The organism is Saccharomonospora cyanea NA-134, assembly GCF_000244975.1.
In the GTDB taxonomy this organism is placed as follows: Bacteria; Actinomycetota; Actinomycetes; order Mycobacteriales; family Pseudonocardiaceae; genus Saccharomonospora; species Saccharomonospora cyanea.
The window spans coordinates 635,884-655,880 of record NZ_CM001440.1; the positions used below are offsets into that span (position 1 = coordinate 635,884).

The following is a 19,997-nucleotide window of genomic DNA, read 5'->3' on the forward strand; positions in this document are numbered from 1 at the left end:
TCAGTACTTCCGCTCCATCGGTTCGTACCGGGTGAAGGTCACCGGCTTGTAGTCCAGGCGGATGTCGGAGGTGAACCCGGTGAGCCCGAGCGGAGCGTCCGGGTCTTCGGCCTCCGGCAGCAGCTTGTACGACATCGAGTGCCGCATGAAGTTGACGTCGTCGCGGTCCGGGTAGTCCTCGCGGGCGTGCCCACCACGCGACTCCTTGCGGGCCAGTGCGGCGTTCACCAGGATCTCGGCCAGGTCCAGCAGGAACCCGAGCTCGATGGCCTCCAGCAGGTCGGTGTTGTACCGCTTGCCCTTGTCCATCACCGAGATGCGTCCGTAGCGCTGCTTGAGCGCCTGCACGTCGGTCAGCGCCTGCTTCAGCGTGTCCTCGGTGCGGTACACGGCCGCGTTGGCGTCCATGGTGGCCTGCAACTCGGTGCGGATGTCGGCCACGCGCTCGCCGCCGGTGGCGGTGCGCAGGTGGTCGACCATGCCCTCGACCATCTTCGCCGGGTTCTCGGGCAGTTCCACGAAGCCGTGCGAGTTGGCGTACTCCGCGGCGGCGATGCCCGCCCTGCGCCCGAACACGTTGATGTCGAGCAGCGAGTTGGTGCCGAGCCGGTTGGCGCCGTGCACCGAGACGCACGCCACCTCACCGGCCGCGTACAGGCCCGGCACGATGTTGTCGTTGTCGCGCAGGGCCTCGCCGTGCACGTTGGTGGGGATACCGCCCATCGCGTAGTGCGCGGTGGGGTACACCGGCACCGGCTCCTTCACCGGGTCCACACCGAGGTAGGTGCGGGCGAACTCGGTGATGTCGGGCAGCTTCGTCTCCAGCACCTCCGCGCCGAGGTGGGTGCAGTCGAGCAGGACGTAGTCCTTGTTCGGCCCGGCGCCCCGGCCCTCCAGCACCTCCAGCACCATCGACCGGGCGACGATGTCGCGCGGCGCGAGGTCCTTGATGGTGGGGGCGTAGCGCTCCATGAACCGCTCGCCGTCGGCGTTGCGCAGGATGGCGCCCTCGCCGCGGGCGCCCTCGGTGAGGAGGATGCCCAGGCCCGCCAAACCGGTCGGGTGGAACTGGTAGAACTCCATGTCCTCCAGCGGCAGCCCCTTGCGGGCGTAGATGCCCATGCCGTCGCCGGTGAGGGTGTGCGCGTTGGACGTGGTCTTGAAGACCTTGCCGAACCCGCCCGTGGCGAAGACGATCGACTTCGCCTGGAACACGTGGATCTCGCCGGTGGCCAGCTCGTAGGCGATGGCGCCGGACGCCACCGGACCGTCGGCCGTCTCGGTCAGGGCGATGTCGAGGACGTAGAACTCGTTGAAGAACTCGATGCCGTGCTTGACGCAGTTCTGGTACAGCGTCTGCAGGATCATGTGGCCGGTGCGGTCGGCCGCGTAGCACGCGCGGCGCACCGCCGCCTTGCCGTGCTCGCGGGTGTGCCCGCCGAACCGCCGCTGGTCGATCTTGCCGTCCGGGGTGCGGTTGAACGGCAGACCCATCTTCTCCAGGTCGAGGACCGCGTCGATGGCCTCCTTGGCCATGATCTCGGCGGCGTCCTGGTCGGTGAGGTAGTCACCACCCTTGACGGTGTCGAAGGTGTGCCACTCCCAGTTGTCCTCTTCGACGTTGGCCAGGGCCGCGCACATGCCGCCCTGGGCGGCGCCGGTGTGGGAACGCGTCGGGTACAGCTTCGTGAGCACCGCGGTGCGGGCACGCTGACCGGCCTCGATCGCCGCGCGCATACCCGCGCCGCCCGCCCCGACGATGACCACGTCGTACTTGTGGAACTGCATGTCAAGCGTCGCTTTCGTGTGGTGGGGTCAGTCGGCCGGGATGTTCGGATCGAAGGTGAAGATCACCAGGGTGCCCAGCAGCACGATGACGACCACGGCGACGTAGAGCACCATCTTGAGCCAGAAGCGGGTGCTGTCCCTGCGCGCGTAGTCGTCGATGATCGTGCGAAGGCCGTTACCGCCGTGGATCATCGCCAGCCACAGCATCGCCAGGTCCCAGAACTGCCAGAACGGCGACGACCAGCGGCCCGCGACGAACGCGAAGTTGATCCGGTGAACACCGCCGTCGAGGATGTTCATGATGAACAGGTGACCGAGCACCAGCACCACGAGCAGCAGGCCCGAGATGCGCATGAACAGCCAGCTGTAGAGTTCGAAGTTGCTGCGGCGGGCCGCGGGCCTGCGGGCGGAGCGCGGCTTGTCGAGGTTGAGTGTCTCAGCCATCAGTTGCCGCCTCCGAGCAGCTCACTCACGGTGCGTTCGAGCATGAAGTAGGTGCCGGGGATCATCACGAGCACCCAGACACCGAGGATCGACCAGAGCATGACGCGCTGGTACTTGGCGCCCTTGGACCAGAAGTCGACCAGGATGACCCTGATGCCGTTGAGTGCGTGGTAGAGGACCGCACCGACAAGGCCGACCTCCATGAGGTTGACGATCGGGGTCTTGTAGGTCTCGATGATCGCGTTGTACGCGTTCGGCGAGACCCGGACCAGCGCGGTGTCGAGTACGTGGACGAACAGGAAGAAGAACGTGAGCACGCCGGTGATGCGGTGCAGCACCCAGGACCACATGCCGGGGTCGCCGCGGTAGAACGTACCGCTCCGACGTGAGGCGCCTGCCCGATCACTAGCAGCCGCCTCGGCGGCGGTGCTCGCAGTGGTGGACATCGGTGTACGGCCTCCAACGTCACTGATGGGCTTTGCCCGGCGACCTGCGACTTTGCGGGCCACATTCCGCGCGGGCGTGGTTATCCCAGGATGCTAGACCCGCCCTTGACGCGGGCCTCCACCTCGGGTTGGCCGCTGTGATGGACCAGACACGGATTTGACGTCTTCGCGTGGCGCGGGGCTGTCGGCGGCCGTTGCGGTACCGATTCAGTCCCGCTTTTTCGATTACTCGGTGTGCTGGCCTGATCGCTCAGAAGGGTGACTCCTGAACATTTGGGTTACACCGGGCGGCCAGTGTGTGACGTGTGTTTCCGCGGGCGGTACCGTTCGCCAATCGCCCGGCCGTTTCGCGCCGGGCGCTTCCTTGAGGTGCGTTCCGCTGGGAAAACAGCGGGAAGGGAGACACACCGTGCGTCGAAAGCGTGGTGCGGCGCTGGCGGCTATCGCCATGACCGGCGTGCTGACGTTGGCAGCGTGTGCCAAGGACTCCGGTGACAACAGCGCCGCGGGTGACGGCGGCGAGTCGGGTGGGGAGTGCGTGACAGCGGCCGCGCCACCCCGGGCCGAGGCCAGCAGCAAGGAACGTGAGGCGGCGTCCGACGTCGACGCCAGCGACCTGAAGGTCGCGCTCGCGTTCGACGTGGGCGGCCGGGGTGACGCGTCGTTCAACGACGCGGCGGCAGCCGGTGTCGACAAGGCCGTCGAGGACATGGGCGTGGCCGACACGACCGAGAGCACGGCGGCGGGCACCGAGTCCGAGGACGCCAAGCAGCAGCGGCTGTCGCAGATGGCGGAGAAGGGCTACGACCCGATCATCGCCGTCGGTTTCGCGTACGCCGACGCGCTGAAGGCCGTCGCGCCGAAGTTCCCCGACACCCACTTCGCGATCGTCGACGACGACTCGGTGGACGCGAAGAACGTGACCCCGCTGGTGTTCGCGGAGGAGCAGGGCTCGTTCCTGGCCGGTGTGGCCGCCGTCTACAAGAGCGACAACTGCCACGTCGGTTTCGTCGGTGGTGTGGAGACTCCGCTGATCCAGAAGTTCGAGGCGGGCTTCGTGCAGGGCGCGAAGGCGGTCTCCGACAAGGTCAAGGTCGAGATCGACTACCTGACCCCCGCCGGTGACATCTCCGGCTTCAACGACCCCGGCAAGGGCAACGTGGTGGCCAAGGCGCAGATCGACAAGGGCGCCGACGTGCTCTACCACGCCTCGGGTGCCTCGGGTAAGGGCGTGTTCGAGGCGGCCAAGGCCGCCGACGCGCTGGCGATCGGGGTCGACTCCGACCAGTACAACCAGAAGACGGTCGCCGAGGTCAAGGACGTCATCATGACGTCGATGCTCAAGCGCGTGGACGTGGCGGTCTACGACTACATCCGCGCGGTGGCCTCCGACGACCTCGACTCCCTGCCCGAGCGGTTCGACCTGGCGGTGGACGGTGTCGGCTACTCGACCTCGGGCGGCAAGGTCGACGACATCACCGACGTCCTCGACGGCTACAAGGCGCAGATCGTGGCCGGCGAGATCGAGGTCTCGCCCACCCCGTAACCGACCACTCTCAACTGCCGTGCGGTGCCGGGGCCGGTGGGAGGCGATCCCTCCTACCGGCCCCCGCGCCGTCGGACGGCAGGCGTGGGGAGCTTTCACGACATGACCGAATCCCGACCAGCGGTCGAACTGAAGGGGATCACCAAGCGGTTCCCCGGCGTGGTGGCCAACTCGGACGTCCACCTGACGGTGCGCGCCGGCGAGGTCCACGCGGTGTGCGGCGAGAACGGCGCGGGCAAGTCCACGCTGATGAAGATCCTCTACGGCATGCAGCAGCCGGACGAGGGCACCATCGCCATCAACGGCGAGGTGGTGCGCCTGCGCAACCCGCAGGACGCGATCAAGGTGGGCATCGGCATGGTGCACCAGCACTTCATGCTCGCCGACAACCTGACCGTCAAGGAGAACGTGCTGCTGGGCGCCGAGTCGCTGCACGGCATCGGCAAGGCAGCCACGGCGCGGATGGCCGAACTCGCCGAGCGCACGGGCCTGCGGGTGAACCTCGACAGTCTCATGGAGAACCTCGGCGTGGCGGACCGCCAGCGGGTGGAGATCGTCAAGGTGCTCTACCGCGGCGCTCGCATCGTGATCCTCGACGAGCCCACGGCCGTGCTCGTGCCGCAGGAGGTGGACGCGCTGTTCGACACCGTCCGCACGATGCGCGAGCAGGGCTACACCTTCATCTTCATCTCCCACAAGCTCGACGAGGTTCGCAGGATCGCCGACAGTGCCACGGTGATCCGCAGGGGCACCACGGTCGGCACCGTGGACCCGCGCACCGTGAGCTCGCGCGAGCTGGCCGAGATGATGGTCGGCTCGCAGCTCCCGAGCCCGGAGACGCGCGAGTCCACCGTCACCGACCGGGCCGTGCTGCGCGTCGAGAACCTGCGGCTGACCGCCGAGGACTCCGAGCGCGCCGTGCTCGACGACGTGTCGCTGACGGTGCGGGCCGGTGAGGTGCTCGGCATCGCCGGTGTGGAGGGCAACGGGCAGACCGAGCTGGTCGAGACCATCATGGGCATGCGCAGGGCGGCCGGGGGCACGATCGAACTCGTCGACGCCGAGGGCACCACGCGCGACCTCACGAAGCTCGGCACGCTGGCGCGCCGGGAGGCCGGCATCGGCTACATCGCCGAGGACCGGCACCGCCACGGCCTGCTGCTGGGCCGCCCGCTGTGGACGAACCGGATCCTCGGCTACCAGACCCGCAGGCCGGTGTCGAGCGGCCGCATCATCGACTGCGCCGCCGCGCGGGAGGACACGCGCCGCATCGTCGACGAATACGACGTCCGCACCCCGGGCGTCGAGGTCGCCGCAGGAGCGCTGTCCGGCGGTAACCAGCAGAAACTCATCGTCGGCAGGGAACTGTCCGGCGACCCCGTGCTGTTGATCGCCTCCCACCCGACCCGCGGTGTCGACGTCGGCGCGCAGGCTCTGATCTGGGACCGCATCAGGGCCGCCCGCTCCGACGGCCTCGCGGTGCTGCTCATCTCCGCCGACCTCGACGAGTTGATCGGGCTGTCGGACACCATCCGCGTCATGTTGCGCGGCAGGTTGGTCAGTGAGGCCGATCCCGCCACCGTCACACCGACCGAGCTGGGCTCGGCCATGACGGGTGCCGGTGAGAGCCACTCCCTTCCCGAGGACGTCGCATGATCTCCTGGCGTACCGCCCTGCTTCCCCCCGTCCTGGCGATCGTCGTCGCCATGGCGCTGTCGTCCGTCGCGCTGCTCATCTCGGGCGCCGACCCGCTCGAAGCGTTCACCACCATGGGCGCGCAGTTGTTCGAGGGCACCACGGCCGTCGACACCGTGAACCTCGCGGTGGTCTACTACTTCGCGGGTCTGGCCGTCGCCGTCGGGTTCCAGATGAACCTGTTCAACATCGGTGTCGAGGGTCAGTACCGGTTCGCGGCCGTCATCGCCGCGATCGTGGGCGCGGCCATGGAACTGCCTCCGGTGCTGCACGTGCTGGCGATCCTCGCGGTGGCCATGCTCTCCGGCGCCGCGTACGCGCTGCTGCCGGCGATCCTGAAGGTGACCCGGGGCGTCTCCGAGGTCATCACCACGATCATGCTGAACTCGATCGTGTTCGGCATCGTGGCGTACCTGATCAGCGCCGACCAGTTCGGTGTGCTGCGCGGCAACAACATCAGCACCGCCGAGATCCCGGAGACCGGGTGGATCCCCGGCATCCCGCTCGGGGCCGCGGGCACGATGTTCGGCTCGGTCCTCATCGCCGTCGCCCTGGGTGTGGGCTACTGGTTCCTGCTCAACCGCACGCGGTTCGGGTTCGAGCTGCAGGCGAGTGGCGAGTCGCCCACGGCCGCCACGGCGGGCGGAGTGAGCGCCAAGCGGATGACGATGACCGCGATGCTGCTGTCCGGAGCGGTCGCCGGGCTCATCGCGATGCCCGAACTGCTGGGCCGCGACCACGTCTACGCCATGACCGCGACGCAGGGCTACGGCTTCACCGGCATCGCGGTGGCCCTGCTGGGTCGTAACCACCCCGTCGGTGTCGCGTTCGGCGCGCTGCTGTGGGCGTTCCTCGACAAGTCGGCCGTGTCGCTGGAGACCATCGGGGTGCCGAGAGAGATCGCCACGATCATCCAGGGCACGATCGTGCTCTCGGTCGTGGTCGCCTACGAAATCGTCAAACGAGCGGAACTCGCCGCCGAGCAGCGCCGGGTGGGCAGACAGACCCGCAACGGCATGCCCGCGAGCGTCAGCCAGGGAGGTGCGGTGTGAGCACCACGGTCGAAACCGGGCCCCCGAGCAAGGCGGGTGCGACGGAGCAACAGCCGCGCCCCCGGCGCCCGATCCCGGGGTGGCTGCGGGGCGTGTTGTGGGCCGTCGCGGCCATCGCGGTGCTGTCCACGACGTCCTACCTCACCGGCATCGACACGCTCACGTCGAGCAACACGTCGCAGACCGCGCTGAGGCTCGCCCTGCCCATCCTGTTCGCCGCGCTCGGCGGGCTGTGGGCCGAGCGGGCGGGCGTCATCAACATCGGCCTCGAGGGCATGATGATCCTCGGCACGTGGGGCGCGGCCTGGGGCGCGTACTACGGCGGCGTGTGGGCCGGGCTGCTGGCGGCCATCGTCTTCGGCGCGCTCGGCGGGCTGCTGCACGCCGTGGCCACGGTGACGTTCGGGGTGAACCACATCGTGTCCGGTGTGGCCATCAACCTCCTCGGGCTCGGCGTGGCGAAGTACCTCGCCGACCTCGTGTTCGAGCCGCTGTCCGGCAACCCGAGGCAGTCGCCGCCCGTGCCGAAGTTCGACACGTACTCGGCGACCTTCCTCTCCGACTGGCTGGCGGATCTGGAGGAGGCCCAGCGGGTCGGGATCTCCGACGCCGCCGGACTGCTCCGAGGTCTCGTCACGCAGGTGTCGCCGCTGGCGATGCTGGGCCTGCTGCTGGTGCCGCTCAGCTACCTCGTGCTGTGGCGTACCCGGTTCGGGTTGCGCCTGCGCTCGTGCGGTGAGAACCCGGTGGCCGCCGAGTCGCTCGGCGTGAACGTCTACGTGCACAAGTACGCGGCCCTGCTGGTGTCCGGTGGTCTCGCCGGCATGGGTGGCGCGTCGCTGGTGCTGCTGTCGGGTGGCGCCGACTACCTGGAGAACCAGACCAACGGCCGCGGCTACATCGGGCTCGCGGCGATGATCTTCGGCAACTGGCGGCCCGGCGGGTTGCTGGGTGGCGCGGCGCTGTTCGGTTACTCCGACGGTCTCCAGCTCTCGGCGGGCGGGGAGGCCGTGCTGGCGCTGTGCTACGGCGCGGTGCTCCTGCTGGCGGTGCTCACGGTGGTGCAGTTGGTGCGCAGGCGCTGGCTCGTCGCGGGCCTCTCCGCGCTCGGTGCCGCCGCGCTCTACTACGTGTACTGGGCCAACGACGAGCTTCCGCGTGAGTTGATCCCGTACACGCCGCACTTCGTGACGATCATCGTGCTGGCCGTGGCGGCGCAGAAACTGCGCCCGCCGAAGGCGATCGGCAAGCGGTACCGGCGAGGGGAGGGCGACTGATGCCCGAGAACACGATCGACTGGGAGCACCTGCGCGCGGAGGCCGTCGCGGCGGCACAGAAGGCGTACGCACCGTACTCACGGCTGCGGGTCGGCTCCGCCGCGCTGACCGACGACGGCCGGATCGTCACCGGTTGCAACGTGGAGAACGCTTCCTACGGTGTCGGCCTGTGCGCCGAGTGCACCATGGTCGGGCAGCTCAGGTTGTCCGGCGGGGGACGTCTCGTGGCGGTGGCGTGCCGTTCCGGCGAGGGCGAGCTGTTGATGCCCTGTGGCCGGTGCAGGCAACTGCTCTACGAGTTCGGCGGCACGGAGTGCCTCGTCGACACCCCGGCGGGGGTGCAGCCGATGACGTCGGTGCTGCCGCAGGCGTTCGGACCCGAGGACCTGCCGGAATGAAGGCCGAGCCGTTCGCGGCGGTCGACGTCGTCAGGGCCAAGCGGGACGGGGCGCGCCTGTCCGGCGAGCAGATCGACTGGGTGATCGACGCCTACACGCGCGGCGTGGTCGGCGACGAGCAGATGGCGGCGCTCGCGATGGCGGTGTTCCTGCGCGGGATGGACGCCGCCGAGACGGCCCGCTGGACCGGCGCGATGATCGACTCAGGTGAGCGGTTGTCGCTGAAGTGCTCGCGACCGACCGTGGACAAGCACTCGACGGGCGGCGTCGGCGACAAGATCACGTTGCCGCTGGCGCCGCTCGTCGCGGCGTGCGGAGCCGCCGTACCGCAGTTGTCCGGCCGAGGGCTCGGGCACACGGGCGGCACGCTCGACAAGCTGGAGGCGATCCCCGGCTGGCGGGCGGAGTTGTCGGCCGACGAGATCGCCGCGCAGCTGGAGGACGTCGGCGCGGTGGTCTGCGCCGCCACTCCGACCCTGGCGCCCGCCGACCGCAAGCTGTACGCGCTGCGCGACGTCACGGGCACCGTCGAGTCGGTACCGCTGATCGCCAGCTCGATCATGAGCAAGAAGATCGCGGAGGGCGCGGGGCGGCTCGTGCTCGACGTGAAGGTCGGCTCCGGCGCCTTCATGAAGACCCGGAAACAGGCCCGCGAACTCGCGGCGAGCCTGGTGGAGATCGGCGCCGCGCACGGAGTGGCCACCACCGCCGTGCTCACGGCCATGGACACGCCCCTGGGCGCGGCCGTCGGCAACGCGGTCGAGGTGGCGGAGGCCGTGGAGGTGCTGCGGGGCGGCGGGCCCGCCGACGTCGTGGAGCTCACGCTGGCGCTGGCCCGCGAGATGCTCGCGCTGGCCGGGCTCGGCGGCGTCGACCCGGCGCGGGTGCTGGCCTCGGGCCGGGCGTACGAGACGTGGTGCCGCATGATCCGTGCCCAGGGAGGGGACCCCGAGGCCCCACTGCCGAAGGCGACTCACGTGCACGTGGTCGAGGCGTCCAAGTCCGGCACAGTGACCGCTCTGGACGCCTACGGTGTCGGCGTGGCGGCGTGGCGGCTCGGCGCGGGCAGGGCCCGCAAGAGCGACCCCGTGCAGTCCGCTGCCGGTGTGCTGTGTCTGGCGAAGCCCGGTGAACCGGTCGAACGTGGACAGCCGCTGTTCGAACTCCACACCGACACCCCCGAGGCCGTGGCGGCGGCCCTGCCGTTGCTCGACGCGGCGCTCACGATCGGCGAGAAGGGCGGAGACGACAGCGCCCTCGCCGCCGCGGAGGCGAGCGAGGGCGTCGTGCTGGAACGCTGGGAGAGCGGCCGGCCCTGACCGGCCGCCCCTCCTACTCAGTCGTCGGAGTCGGCGTCGGCCTTGGCCTTCGCGTCGGCACCCTTGGTGTTCCTGCCGTTGCGGCGGCGCGGCTGCCTCGGGGTGGGCGGAGCCGTGATGGCGGGCTGCGGCGCGGGGCCGCCGCCGAGCATCAGCTCCGCGAACGTGGCCATGGCCTCGTCGAGCTGGCCACCGATGCGCCGCTCGGACTCCTCGTTGCTCTTGCGCACCACGGACGTGAAGTAGTCGTTGTCCGGCTGCTGCGACAGCGTGCCCTCGACCTGCGACAGCCCCGACTTGATCGAGCCGTCCAGATCGCCCAGCCGCGCCGCGACGTTCTCCTCGACCTTGTCCAGGCGGCCTGCCAGCTCGTCGAGCCTGTTGCCCAGGTTCTCCAGCCGCTCGCCCAGCGTGTCGAAGCGGGCCGTCGGGTCGAGCATCTCGGCCGTGTCGGTCAACGCCGAGCGCAGCGAGTCGGACGTGCTGGACAGGCGCTCCTTGGCGTCGGCGTCGAGGCGGTCGACCCGATCCTTGAGGCCCGTCTCCAGCGTGTCGAGACGCTCGCGCACCGGACCCTGCACCGCCGTGGGCACGTTGTCGATCTTGATGTCCTGCTTGTCGAGGTGGTTGCCCAGCTCGTCGAGCCTGCGGTGGATGTTCGAGAGCTTGTCCTCCAGGCCGTCCATCCGGCCCGCGACACCCTCGAACCGTGCGGCGACGCCGTCGAGCCTGCCGTCGAGCTGAGCGAAGGGCTTCGCGAGCTTGTCGACGATGGCTTCGACCGACCGGGCCAGGTCCGCCAGGGCGTTGTCCTGGGCCTCCAGGCGGGTCATGGCCTCGTCGAGCCGCTCGGCGAGCACGCTCATCTCGGTCCGGTCGGGCAGCTCGGAGAGTCGCTTGCGGACGGCGCCGAGCGAGTCCACCGGAGCGAGCCGGGCGTAGATGTCGTCGAGCGCGTCGAAGATCTGCTGCTGCTCGCTCTCTCGGACCTCGGCCGCACGCACCAACATGTTGCGCATCCGGTCGAAGGACGGGGCTGCGAGGTGGTTCTCAGTCGTCACTGCGGTTGTCCTTCATCGGCGGGGAAGATGGGACGTCCATGGCAGCGTAGCGATCGACCGACTGCGGAGGGTATCAACCCCGGCCACAGGTCGCGTGACGTGCGACTCCGACGATTGAATAACAACCCGGTCACCGCCCAAGGTTCGAGTACAGCGTGAGACTTGAGTGCCGGAACGGGCGACGTCGAAGGCCGATCGCGCGACGTCACACGGTCGTGTGTGGGGGCCGCGGGTACCGTCGACGCATGTCGACGCGAACCGTTCCGACTCCGCACGAACTCCGCAGCGCGCCGAAGGTGCTGCTCCACGACCACCTCGACGGCGGCCTGCGTCCCGGCACCGTCGTCGAGCTGGCCGACGAGACCGGCTACTCCGGTCTGCCCACCACCGACGTCGACCAGCTCGGCCGCTGGTTCCGTGACGCGGCGGACTCGGGCTCCCTGGAGAAGTACCTGGAGACCTTCGCGCACACCTGCGGCGTCATGCAGACCGAGGAGGCGTTGTCGCGGGTCGCCGCCGAGTGTGTGGAGGACCTGGCCGACGACGGTGTCGTCTACGCCGAGGTGAGGTACGCGCCGGAGCTGTTCGTCGAGCGCGGACTGTCCCTGGAGGCCGTGGTGGAGGCCGTGCAGGACGGGTTCGAGCGCGGCCGCAAGGCCGCCGCCGAACGCGGCAGGCACATCCGGGTGGGTCAGCTGCTGTGCGCCATGCGGCAGCACGCGCGGGCGCTGGAGATCGCCGACCTCACCGTGCGCTACCGCGACCGTGGGGTCGTCGGGTTCGACATCGCGGGACCGGAGGCGGGCTATCCGCCCACCCGCAACCTGGACGCGTTCGAGTTCCTGCGCGAGAAGAACGCCCACTTCACCATCCACGCGGGCGAGGCCTTCGGGCTGGCCTCGATCTGGGAGGCCATCCAGCACTGCGGGGCCGAACGCCTGGGGCACGGCGTCCGCATCGTCGACGACATCACCACGGCCGACGACGGCAGTTCCTCGCTCGGCAGGCTCGCCGCCTACGTGCGCGACCGCCGCATCCCGCTGGAGGTGTGTCCGTCGTCGAACGTCCAGACGGGCGCGGCGCCCTCGATCGCAGAGCACCCGATCGGGCTGCTCGCGAAGCTGCGGTTCCGGGTCACGGTCAACACCGACAACCGGTTGATGAGCGGTTGCTCGGTCTCCTCGGAGTTCGCGGCGCTGGTCGACGCCTTCGGCTTCGACTGGGCCGACGTGCAGTGGTGCACGATCAACGCCATGAAGTCGGCGTTCATCGGCTTCGACGAGCGGCTCGACATCATCAACAACGTGATCAAGCCCTGGTACGCCGAACGCGTGTGACGGCACGCGCGGGGGCTCGCTCCTCCCACCGCCGGGGTGGGGAGCGAGCCCCCGTCGCCGGGCCTCAGTTGAGGTGCAGGCGGTTCTCGAACGAGTCGACGAGCCTGCGCCACGTCTGCTGCTCGGTGTCGAACGGCGGGCTCGGGGTCAGCCTCGTCGGGTCGGGCCGCAGGACGAACGACACCAGCCAGCCCAGCCGCTCGGAGGTGGACAGCTCCTTCGACACCTCGTCGTCGCCGGCCCAGTCGGCCGCGTCCCGGAGCAGTTCGACGGCGAGTTCGAGCTGGGTGGGTTCGATGGCGTCGATGCCGTCCGCGATGTCGTCGTCGAGCCCGGCCAGGACGTAGGTGTTGTCCGGATCCACCTCGACCTCCAGCTCACCGGCGGTGGCCGCGGCCAGCACCTCGCCCCAGGTGGAGACCTCGGCCAGGTCGGTGTGCGCGAGGTTGCCGCCGTCGGCCAGCGCCCTCGCGAGCGCGCGCTCCGACGGGTACGCCTCGATGGTGCCGCCGGAGCCCAGGAACACCGGCTCGTCGTCGAGGTAGCAGCGCAGCGTGTAGTAGTCCCGCGACGACAGCTGGATCTTGATGGGGTCGATGCCCACCTCGGCCCAGAAACCCACGGGCTCGTCGTCGAAGTCCTCGTCGTCGTCGAGGTCCTCGTCGGCCTCGGCGGTGTCCCGGTCGACCGTGTCGAGGTCGTCATCGTCGTCGGAGTCCACGCCTGCCTCGGCCTCCGCCGACTCCTCGTGGAACGCCGCGAGCTCCTCGGCGGTGGCGTCCAACGTCGCCGCGTCGACTTCCGGGGTCGTGACCAGCTCGTCGATGGCGTCGAGCACCACGTCCCACTTCTCCGACACCGTCCGCGACAGCTCGTCCCACAGCTTCGCGCCCTCGCGTCCGCTGAACGGCAGCTGCCCCTGGTCGAGCAGGGAGAACGCCTCGGAACTGTCGAGGATCTCGTGGACCTCGTCCAGCTCGCACACGTCGGCCAGCGATCGCACGATGTTGACGATCTCGGCCAGCTCGGACAGCGTCCAGGAGTCGGGCTCCTCGGCCACCAGCTCCGGAACGCCCACGAGGTCGAAGCAGTGGTCGTCGTCCGGGATGAGTTCCGGCACGTTGAGAGCGGGAACGGCCTCCCACGCCGGATGGTCGATCAGATCGTGCTGCTCGGCCGTACGCACGTAGGCGGCGAGATGCGCGGCGTCGGGGAACGCGTAGAGGTCCTCCTCGTCACCGAGGAAGGCCTCCCACTCCTCGCCGTCCTCCCGCCATCGTGGCGCCCACAGGGTCACCAGATCGCCTTGTGGCAGCCCGAGTTCGACCGGGATGATATCCTGTGCCATTCCGCCCTCCGGAAACACCTGTGCACGAGCCGGGTCTCGGCGCTCGAAACCGGACGTGTTAGCCGAAGCCTACGGGTTCCGGCTCCGCGCCGCGATCACCCCTCACGGGATCGGCACTTCAGTGACACGATCTAAGGCACGATGACTGACTTTCTCACAGACCGCCTTCCGGGCGACACCGATCCCGACGCGCTCTTCGACGCCTTCTCCACGTGGGTGGGCGAGCGCGGCCTCGAGCTGTACCCGGCGCAGGAGGAGGCGCTCATCGAGCTCGTCTCGGGCGCGAACGTCATCCTGTCGACGCCCACGGGGTCGGGGAAGAGTCTCGTGGCGGTCGGCGCGCACTTCGCCGCGCTGGCCGACGGCAGGCGCAGCTTCTACACCGCCCCGATCAAGGCGCTGGTGTCGGAGAAGTTCTTCTCGCTGGTGGAGATCTTCGGCGCGGACAACGTGGGCATGCTGACCGGCGACTCCAGCGTCAACCCCGACGCCCCGATCATCTGCTGCACGGCGGAGATCCTGGCCAATCTCGCGTTGCGGCTCGGTCCGGAGGTCGACGTCGAGGAGATCGGACAGGTGGTGGCCGACGAGTTCCACTTCTACTCCGAGCCCGAGCGCGGTTGGGCTTGGCAGGTCCCGCTGCTGGAGCTGCCGAACGCCCAGTTCCTGCTCATGTCGGCCACGCTCGGCGACGTGTCGTTCTTCGAGAAGGACCTCACGCGCCGCACCGGCCGCTCCACGGCCGTGGTGACCTCGGCGCAGCGCCCGGTGCCGCTGACGTTCCGCTACGCCCTGACCCCGATGCACGAGACCGTGTCGGAACTCGTGCACTCGAACCAGGCACCGGTCTACATCGTGCACTTCTCGCAGGCGGCCGCCGTGGAGCGAGCCCAGGCGCTGATGAGCATCAACGTGTGCTCGCGCGCCGAGAAGGACGCCATCGCCGAGGCCATCGGCGACTTCCGGTTCTCGGCCGGTTTCGGCCGCACGCTGTCGCGGCTGGTCAGGCACGGCATCGGTGTGCACCACGCCGGGATGCTGCCCAAGTACCGGCGGCTGGTGGAGCAGTTGGCGCAGGCGGGACTGCTGAAGCTGATCTGTGGCACCGACACGCTCGGCGTCGGCATCAACGTGCCCATCCGCACGGTGGTGCTCTCCGCGCTGACGAAGTTCGACGGCACCCGGCAGCGGCACCTCAAGGCGAGGGAGTTCCACCAGATCGCGGGCCGCGCGGGCCGCGCGGGCTACGACACCGACGGCTACGTGGTCGTGCAGGCCCCCGACCACGTCATCGAGAACGCCAAGGCCCTGGAGAAGGCGGGCGACGACCCGAAGAAGAAGCGCAAGATCGTTCGCAAGAAGGCGCCCGAGGGATTCGTCAACTGGACGGAGAGCACGTTCGAGCGGCTCGTGGCCGCCGAGCCCGAGCCACTGACGTCGAGCTTCAAGGTCACCCACTCGATGCTGCTCAACGTCATCTCGCGACCCGGTGACGCCTTCGCCCACATGCGGCGGCTGCTGGAGGACAACCACTCCGACCGGCCCACCCAGCGCAGGCACATCCTGCGGGCCATCGCGATCTACCGTGCCCTGCTCGCGGCGGGCGTGGTGGAGGAGCTCGACGAGCCCGACGACGAGGGCCGCAGGGTGCGGCTCACCGTGGACCTGCAGCTCGACTTCGCGCTGAACCAGCCGCTGTCGCCGCTGGCGCTGGCCGCCATCGAACTGCTCGACCCGGCCTCGCCGTCGTACGCGCTCGACGTGGTGTCCATCGTGGAGGCCACTGTGGACGACCCGAAGCAGATCCTGTCGCAGCAGCAGTTCAAGGCCCGCAACGAGGCGATCGCGGCGATGAAGGCGGAAGGGGTCGAGTACGAGCAGCGCATGGAGCTGCTGGAGGACGTCACCTACCCGAAGCCGCTGGAGGACCTGCTCGAAGCCGCGTACTCGCGGTACCGGCAGGGACACCCGTGGGTGTCCGACTACCGGCTCTCGCCGAAGTCGGTCGTGCGCGACATGTACGAGCGCGCGATGAACTTCGTGGAGTACATCGGCTACTACGGCCTCGCCCGCTCAGAGGGCGTGTTGCTGCGCTACCTCGCCGACACCTACGACGCGCTGCGCAGGACCGTGCCGGACGACGCGAAGACGGAGCCGCTGTCGGACCTCATCGAGTGGCTCGGGGAGTTGGTGCGGCAGGTCGACTCCAGCCTGCTGGACGAGTGGGAGGCCCTGCGCAATCCCGACGCCGTCGTCAGGGACTCCGAGGGCAGGCCCGCCGAGCCGGAGGGCCCGCCGCCGGTGACCCGCAACGAACGAGCCTTCCGGGTGCTGGTGCGCAACGAGATGTTCCGCCGGGTGCAGCTCGCCGCCAGGGAGGACTACGACGCACTCGGCGAACTCGACGCCGAGTCGGGTTGGGACGCCGAGGCGTGGGAGGACGCGCTGGCGGACTACTTCGACACCTACGACGAGATCCGCACCGGCCCGGACGCCCGTGGTCCCGCCCTGCTCGTCATCGAGCAGGAGCCGGACGTCTGGCGCGTGCGGCAGATCCTCGACGACCCCGACGGCAACCACGACTGGAGCATCACCGCCGAGGTCGATCTCGCGGCGTCGGACGAGGCGGGCGAGGCCGTCATCCGCGTAGTCGACGTCGCCGAGTCGTAATCCCCACCACCGTGTCCGCAGCCTGCGCACGCGTGTCCGCACTTTGCGCACGCGTGTCGGGACTTCCGGTACACGGACGGTAGGAAATCTGGCCCCTCAGTCGCACTGGATGTAACCCGACCGGGTGACCGTTGGTCGTGTGAGAGGAACCGCTCGGCGAAGCTCCACGGCTTCCGGGCCACCTCGCACCAGCCCCGCGCATGGGTGGGTGGGGAGCGCTCAGGCTCCCCCCGACCTGTGAAAGGGGAATTTCTTGAGACACCGACGACCCCGGCTCGGCCTGGTGGCCGCGCTGACGGGCGCGTTGATCGTCGCGGCGGCACCGCCGGTGGCGGCCGGGCCACAGCCGCCGGCGGGAACCGCATTCTCACTCGCCGGCGAGGACGAGGGGCACACCGTCACCCTGGTGACGGGAGACCGCGTACGGCTCACCGGCGCCGGAGCGATCTCCGACCTCGTCGTGGTACCCGGACCCGGCCGGGAGGACATCGGACACCGGCGGTACCGCCAGGACGGCGACGTCTACGTCGTGCCGCACGACGCTGCCCCGCTGATCGCGGCGGGAACGCTGGACGAGCGGTTGTTCAACGTGTCGCGACTGATCGAGGCGGGGTACCACGACGGAGCTCGCGCCGATGTGCCGGTGATGGTCTCGTACGCGGACGGACGTCGCCCCGCGCGCTCGCGCACGCTGGCCGACGGTGCCGCGACAAGCGTGCGTCCCCTGGCCGTGGTCAACGGTGAAGCGGTCCGGGCGGCGAAGGACAAGGCGACGCGGTACTGGAAGTCCGTGGCGTCCATGCTGCGGCCGGGCCACGAGATCGAGCACCTGTGGCTCGACGCGCCGGTGACCGCGACCTCCGACGGGACGATGCCGCAGATCGGCGCCCCCGACGCGTGGGAGGGTGGTCGCACGGGCGAGGGCGTCCGGGTGGCCATGCTGGACACGGGTGTGGACGCCGAACACCCCGATCTCGACGACGCCGTGGTGGAAGCCCGGGACTTCACGGGTGAGGGAACCACGGACGACTCCAACGGACACGGCACACACGTGGCCGGGATCATCGCCGGGGACGGCACCGCGAGCGAGGGCCGATACCGGGGTGTGGCTCCGGACGCGGACCTGGTCGTGGGCCGCGTGCTCAACAGCGGCGGTCAGGGCCAGGAGTCCTGGATTCTGGCGGGCATGGAGTGGGCGGCACAGCGCGCACCCGTGGTGAACATGAGCCTCGGCAGCAGTTGGCCGGACGACGGCACCGCGCCGTTGTCGCTGGCGGTGGACCGGTTGACGGAGGAGACCGGGACGCTGTTCGTGGTGTCCTCCAGCAACTTCGGCCCCCAGGAGAGCAGCGTCACGTCACCGGGCTCGGCGGATGCCGCGTTGACGGTGGGTGCCGTGGACGACGGCGACGAACTCGGCGACTTCTCGGGCCGTGGTCCGCGACTCGGTGACTACGCCGTCAAGCCGGAGATCACCGCCCCCGGTGTGGACGTCGTGGCCGCGCGTGCGGGTGGCTCCGAACTCGGAGTCCCCGTCGACGAGCACTACATGAGCTTGTCCGGTACCTCGATGGCAGCACCGCACGTCACGGGTTCGGCCGCGCTGGTGGCCCAGGCCCGTCCGGAGTGGAAGGCGGACCGGCTGAAGGCCGCGCTCGTCGGCTCCGCTGCGCCGCATTCCGAGCGCACCGTGTTCGAGCAGGGCGCGGGCCGGGTGGACGTGGCCCGCGCGGTCGAGCAGTCGGTCGTCGCGGAACCCGCGGTGCTGAGCCTCGGAATCCAGGGGTGGCCGCGTGCCGACGGCGAACCGGTCACGCGCACGGTGACCTACACCAACAGCGGCTCGGCCCCCGTCACGCTGACGCTCGATGCGAGCCTTCAGGGGCCCGACGGCAAGGACGTCGGCGGCGCGCTGACGGTCAGCCCCGCCCAGGTGACCGTTCCGGCGGGTGGGCAGGCCCAGGCCACGATGACGCTCGACCTGGCCAGCGGCGTGGACGGCCTTCACAGCGGCACGGTGGTCGCCACGGGGGACGACGGGTCGGTGGTGCGCACCCCGGTCGGTGTGCACCGGCAAGGGGAGAGCTACGGCGTCGACATCACCGTCCTCGGCCACGACGGCAACCCCGTGGACGACGCGGAGATCTCCCTCGTGTCCCACACCGAGCGGCGCACGTATTACCCCAGGCCGGCCTCCGGCGCGTACCACGTCACGGCGGAGAAAGGCGAGTACCACCTCGAAATCCTGTACCTCAGGCAGGACGAGCACGGTGAGTGGAAGCTGGACTTCTTCGTCGAGCCCCGCTTCGTGGTGGACAGTGCCGAGGAAATCGGCTTCGACGTACGCGATGCCTACAACCCCCGCGTGGAACTCGCGGACCGTCCGGACGCCCAAGTGGGCGAGATGTCCATCCTGTCCCGGACCGACCTGGAGTGGGGTAGCTACGAGCTTTACCTGAATTCCACCGACCCCGGCAACGTGCGGCTGGCGGGGTCGCGGACGACGCATGACGGTTACTCACTGAGCGTCGAGACGGCGCACGCCCGGCCGGACGGTAACGGCCGATTCGTGGGCAGTCCCTACCTGTACCGGCTGCGGTACCCGTACACCGGCGGCCTGCCTGACGAGATCAACCACCGGGTGGCCGACGACGACCTCGCCCGGGTGCGTACCAGCTACCTCGAAGGCGGCCCCGCCCCGTGGGGAATGCGCAGCATCGTGGCGGGGCAGCTCCCGTTGGAGTTGGACGAGTACTACACGCCCGGCGGGCCGTGGTCTCGGCTGTTGTTGCTGACGACGGAACACGAGGACGGAATGCCGATCGGGATCATGGGCGAGCAGCTCGCACCGGTGGAGGTGTTCGAGCGGGGCGAGCGGACGCAGCGGTGGAACACCGCGGTGCACGGCCCCGCGTTCCCCTACGTTCCCGGTAATCCGTCGAGTTGGGCGTACCGTGCCGAGCCGGGTGTGGGCTTCGTCCTACCGCTGCACAGCGACGACAGTGCCCGCGCAGGGACGTCCAGCATGGACTACGACAAGTCCTCTCTGGAGCTCTATCGCAACGGTGAGCTGGTCGGCAGCGACGACGGCAACGGTGGTTTCTTCGCGGTACCGGGCGAGCCCGCGTCGTACCGGCTCGCCGTGCACGCCGACCGGGGTTCGCTCACACCGTTGTCGCGAGTGATCGACGCGGAGTGGACGTTCCGCGACGACGTGGGCGCGGGTGCGGAGCTGACCGCGCTTCCTTTGTTGGGTGTGCATTTCGATGCCGACTTCGGCATGGAGAACGCGCCGAGGGTGGGGGAGAAGGTGCGGTTGCCGTTGGCGGTGCAGCGCAACGGAAGTCCGGAGGAGCCGAGGTTGGACTCGCTGCGGGTGGAGGTGTCGTTCGACGGTGGTGAGTCGTGGCGGTCGGTGCCGTATCGGTGGGAGCACGGTGAGCGGGTGATCGCGGTGCGGGCTCCGGAGGGTGTGAAGGATGTGTCGTTGCGGGTCGAGGCGGAGGACGTCGACGGCAACGGTCTGAAGCAGACCATCGTCGGCGCCTACCCGGTGCGCTGACGAACGTGGGGTGCGGACTCACCCGGTTCCGGGCGTGTCCGCACCCTGCGCACG

The 19,997-nt window shown here is 69.5% G+C and carries 14 protein-coding genes; 9 read left to right on the forward strand and 5 right to left on the reverse strand.

What is annotated here, in order from left to right; all coding sequences use genetic code 11:
- Genes sdhA through sdhC form a run of 3 tightly spaced genes read right to left on the reverse strand, consistent with a single transcriptional unit; the run spans nucleotide 1 to nucleotide 2,678 of the window.
- The gene (gene sdhA / locus SACCYDRAFT_RS03145; protein WP_005453508.1) at nucleotides 1–1,788 is read right to left on the reverse strand and encodes a succinate dehydrogenase flavoprotein subunit; all 1,788 of its coding nucleotides are present in this window, start codon (nucleotides 1,786–1,788) and stop codon (nucleotides 1–3) included.
- A 27-nt stretch (nucleotides 1,789–1,815) separates the two neighbouring features.
- The gene (locus SACCYDRAFT_RS03150) at nucleotides 1,816–2,232 is read right to left on the reverse strand and encodes a succinate dehydrogenase hydrophobic membrane anchor subunit (RefSeq protein ID WP_005453510.1); all 417 of its coding nucleotides are present in this window, start codon (nucleotides 2,230–2,232) and stop codon (nucleotides 1,816–1,818) included.
- Nucleotides 2,232–2,678 carry a succinate dehydrogenase, cytochrome b556 subunit gene (gene sdhC / locus SACCYDRAFT_RS03155; protein WP_005453512.1) on the reverse strand — a complete coding sequence of 149 codons (447 nt, stop codon included), beginning with the start codon at nucleotides 2,676–2,678 and terminating at the stop codon, nucleotides 2,232–2,234. Before sdhC ends, SACCYDRAFT_RS03150 begins: the two co-directional genes overlap by 1 nt.
- A gap of 448 nt (nucleotides 2,679–3,126) precedes the next feature.
- On the opposite strand from sdhC, the gene SACCYDRAFT_RS03160 reads away from it, so the two are divergent.
- The 6 genes from SACCYDRAFT_RS03160 (at nucleotide 3,127) to SACCYDRAFT_RS03185 (ending at nucleotide 9,965) form a co-directional block, all read left to right on the forward strand.
- A complete protein-coding gene (locus tag SACCYDRAFT_RS03160) occupies nucleotides 3,127–4,224 on the forward strand; it encodes a BMP family lipoprotein (protein WP_043536104.1) in 1,098 nt (365 codons plus the stop codon).
- A gap of 102 nt (nucleotides 4,225–4,326) precedes the next feature.
- Nucleotides 4,327–5,880: an ABC transporter ATP-binding protein gene (locus SACCYDRAFT_RS03165; protein WP_005453515.1), complete on the forward strand. Its 1,554-nt coding sequence runs from the start codon at nucleotides 4,327–4,329 to the stop codon at nucleotides 5,878–5,880.
- A complete protein-coding gene (locus SACCYDRAFT_RS03170; protein ID WP_005453521.1) occupies nucleotides 5,877–6,971 on the forward strand; it encodes an ABC transporter permease in 1,095 nt (364 codons plus the stop codon). Before SACCYDRAFT_RS03165 ends, SACCYDRAFT_RS03170 begins: the two co-directional genes overlap by 4 nt.
- The gene (locus SACCYDRAFT_RS03175; protein WP_005453523.1) at nucleotides 6,968–8,248 is read left to right on the forward strand and encodes an ABC transporter permease; all 1,281 of its coding nucleotides are present in this window, start codon (nucleotides 6,968–6,970) and stop codon (nucleotides 8,246–8,248) included. Before SACCYDRAFT_RS03170 ends, SACCYDRAFT_RS03175 begins: the two co-directional genes overlap by 4 nt.
- Nucleotides 8,248–8,646: a cytidine deaminase gene (locus SACCYDRAFT_RS03180; protein ID WP_005453525.1), complete on the forward strand. Its 399-nt coding sequence runs from the start codon at nucleotides 8,248–8,250 to the stop codon at nucleotides 8,644–8,646. Before SACCYDRAFT_RS03175 ends, SACCYDRAFT_RS03180 begins: the two co-directional genes overlap by 1 nt.
- Nucleotides 8,643–9,965: a thymidine phosphorylase gene (locus tag SACCYDRAFT_RS03185; protein WP_005453527.1), complete on the forward strand. Its 1,323-nt coding sequence runs from the start codon at nucleotides 8,643–8,645 to the stop codon at nucleotides 9,963–9,965. Before SACCYDRAFT_RS03180 ends, SACCYDRAFT_RS03185 begins: the two co-directional genes overlap by 4 nt.
- A 17-nt stretch (nucleotides 9,966–9,982) precedes the next feature.
- On the opposite strand, the gene SACCYDRAFT_RS03190 is transcribed toward SACCYDRAFT_RS03185, so the two are convergent.
- Nucleotides 9,983–11,026 (reverse strand): coiled-coil domain-containing protein, encoded by a 1,044-nt coding sequence (locus SACCYDRAFT_RS03190; RefSeq protein WP_005453529.1) that lies wholly within the window; start codon nucleotides 11,024–11,026, stop codon nucleotides 9,983–9,985.
- Between the two features lie 245 nt (nucleotides 11,027–11,271).
- On the opposite strand from SACCYDRAFT_RS03190, the gene SACCYDRAFT_RS03195 reads away from it, so the two are divergent.
- The gene (locus tag SACCYDRAFT_RS03195) at nucleotides 11,272–12,363 is read left to right on the forward strand and encodes an adenosine deaminase (RefSeq protein ID WP_005453533.1); all 1,092 of its coding nucleotides are present in this window, start codon (nucleotides 11,272–11,274) and stop codon (nucleotides 12,361–12,363) included.
- A 64-nt stretch (nucleotides 12,364–12,427) separates the two neighbouring features.
- Here the strand turns inward: SACCYDRAFT_RS03195 and SACCYDRAFT_RS03200 are convergent, their stop codons facing one another.
- Nucleotides 12,428–13,711 (reverse strand): hypothetical protein, encoded by a 1,284-nt coding sequence (locus SACCYDRAFT_RS03200; RefSeq protein WP_005453534.1) that lies wholly within the window; start codon nucleotides 13,709–13,711, stop codon nucleotides 12,428–12,430.
- Between the two features lie 141 nt (nucleotides 13,712–13,852).
- Here SACCYDRAFT_RS03200 and SACCYDRAFT_RS03205 point away from each other — a divergent pair, with 141 nt between their 5' ends.
- Together SACCYDRAFT_RS03205 and SACCYDRAFT_RS03210 are read left to right on the forward strand one after the other, a co-directional pair.
- Nucleotides 13,853–16,381 (forward strand): DEAD/DEAH box helicase, encoded by a 2,529-nt coding sequence (locus tag SACCYDRAFT_RS03205; RefSeq protein ID WP_005453536.1) that lies wholly within the window; start codon nucleotides 13,853–13,855, stop codon nucleotides 16,379–16,381.
- Between the two features lie 253 nt (nucleotides 16,382–16,634).
- Nucleotides 16,635–19,943: a S8 family peptidase gene (locus tag SACCYDRAFT_RS03210; protein WP_043536106.1), complete on the forward strand. Its 3,309-nt coding sequence runs from the start codon at nucleotides 16,635–16,637 to the stop codon at nucleotides 19,941–19,943.
- Nucleotides 19,944–19,997 lie beyond the last annotated feature (54 nt).

Excerpts from the sequence above, each read along its gene's own strand:
- sdhA (WP_005453508.1), bottom strand. The coding sequence starts at position 1,788 with ATGCAGTTCCACAAGTACGACGTGGTCATCGTCGGGGCGGGCGGCGCG.
- SACCYDRAFT_RS03150 (WP_005453510.1), bottom strand. The coding sequence starts at position 2,232 with ATGGCTGAGACACTCAACCTCGACAAGCCGCGCTCCGCCCGCAGGCCC.
- sdhC (WP_005453512.1), bottom strand. The coding sequence starts at position 2,678 with ATGTCCACCACTGCGAGCACCGCCGCCGAGGCGGCTGCTAGTGATCGG.
- SACCYDRAFT_RS03160 (WP_043536104.1), top strand. The coding sequence starts at position 3,127 with ATGACCGGCGTGCTGACGTTGGCAGCGTGTGCCAAGGACTCCGGTGAC.
- SACCYDRAFT_RS03165 (WP_005453515.1), top strand. The coding sequence starts at position 4,327 with ATGACCGAATCCCGACCAGCGGTCGAACTGAAGGGGATCACCAAGCGG.
- SACCYDRAFT_RS03170 (WP_005453521.1), top strand. The coding sequence starts at position 5,877 with ATGATCTCCTGGCGTACCGCCCTGCTTCCCCCCGTCCTGGCGATCGTC.
- SACCYDRAFT_RS03180 (WP_005453525.1), top strand. The coding sequence starts at position 8,248 with ATGCCCGAGAACACGATCGACTGGGAGCACCTGCGCGCGGAGGCCGTC.
- SACCYDRAFT_RS03185 (WP_005453527.1), top strand. The coding sequence starts at position 8,643 with ATGAAGGCCGAGCCGTTCGCGGCGGTCGACGTCGTCAGGGCCAAGCGG.
- SACCYDRAFT_RS03195 (WP_005453533.1), top strand. The coding sequence starts at position 11,272 with ATGTCGACGCGAACCGTTCCGACTCCGCACGAACTCCGCAGCGCGCCG.
- SACCYDRAFT_RS03200 (WP_005453534.1), bottom strand. The coding sequence starts at position 13,711 with ATGGCACAGGATATCATCCCGGTCGAACTCGGGCTGCCACAAGGCGAT.
- SACCYDRAFT_RS03205 (WP_005453536.1), top strand. The coding sequence starts at position 13,853 with ATGACTGACTTTCTCACAGACCGCCTTCCGGGCGACACCGATCCCGAC.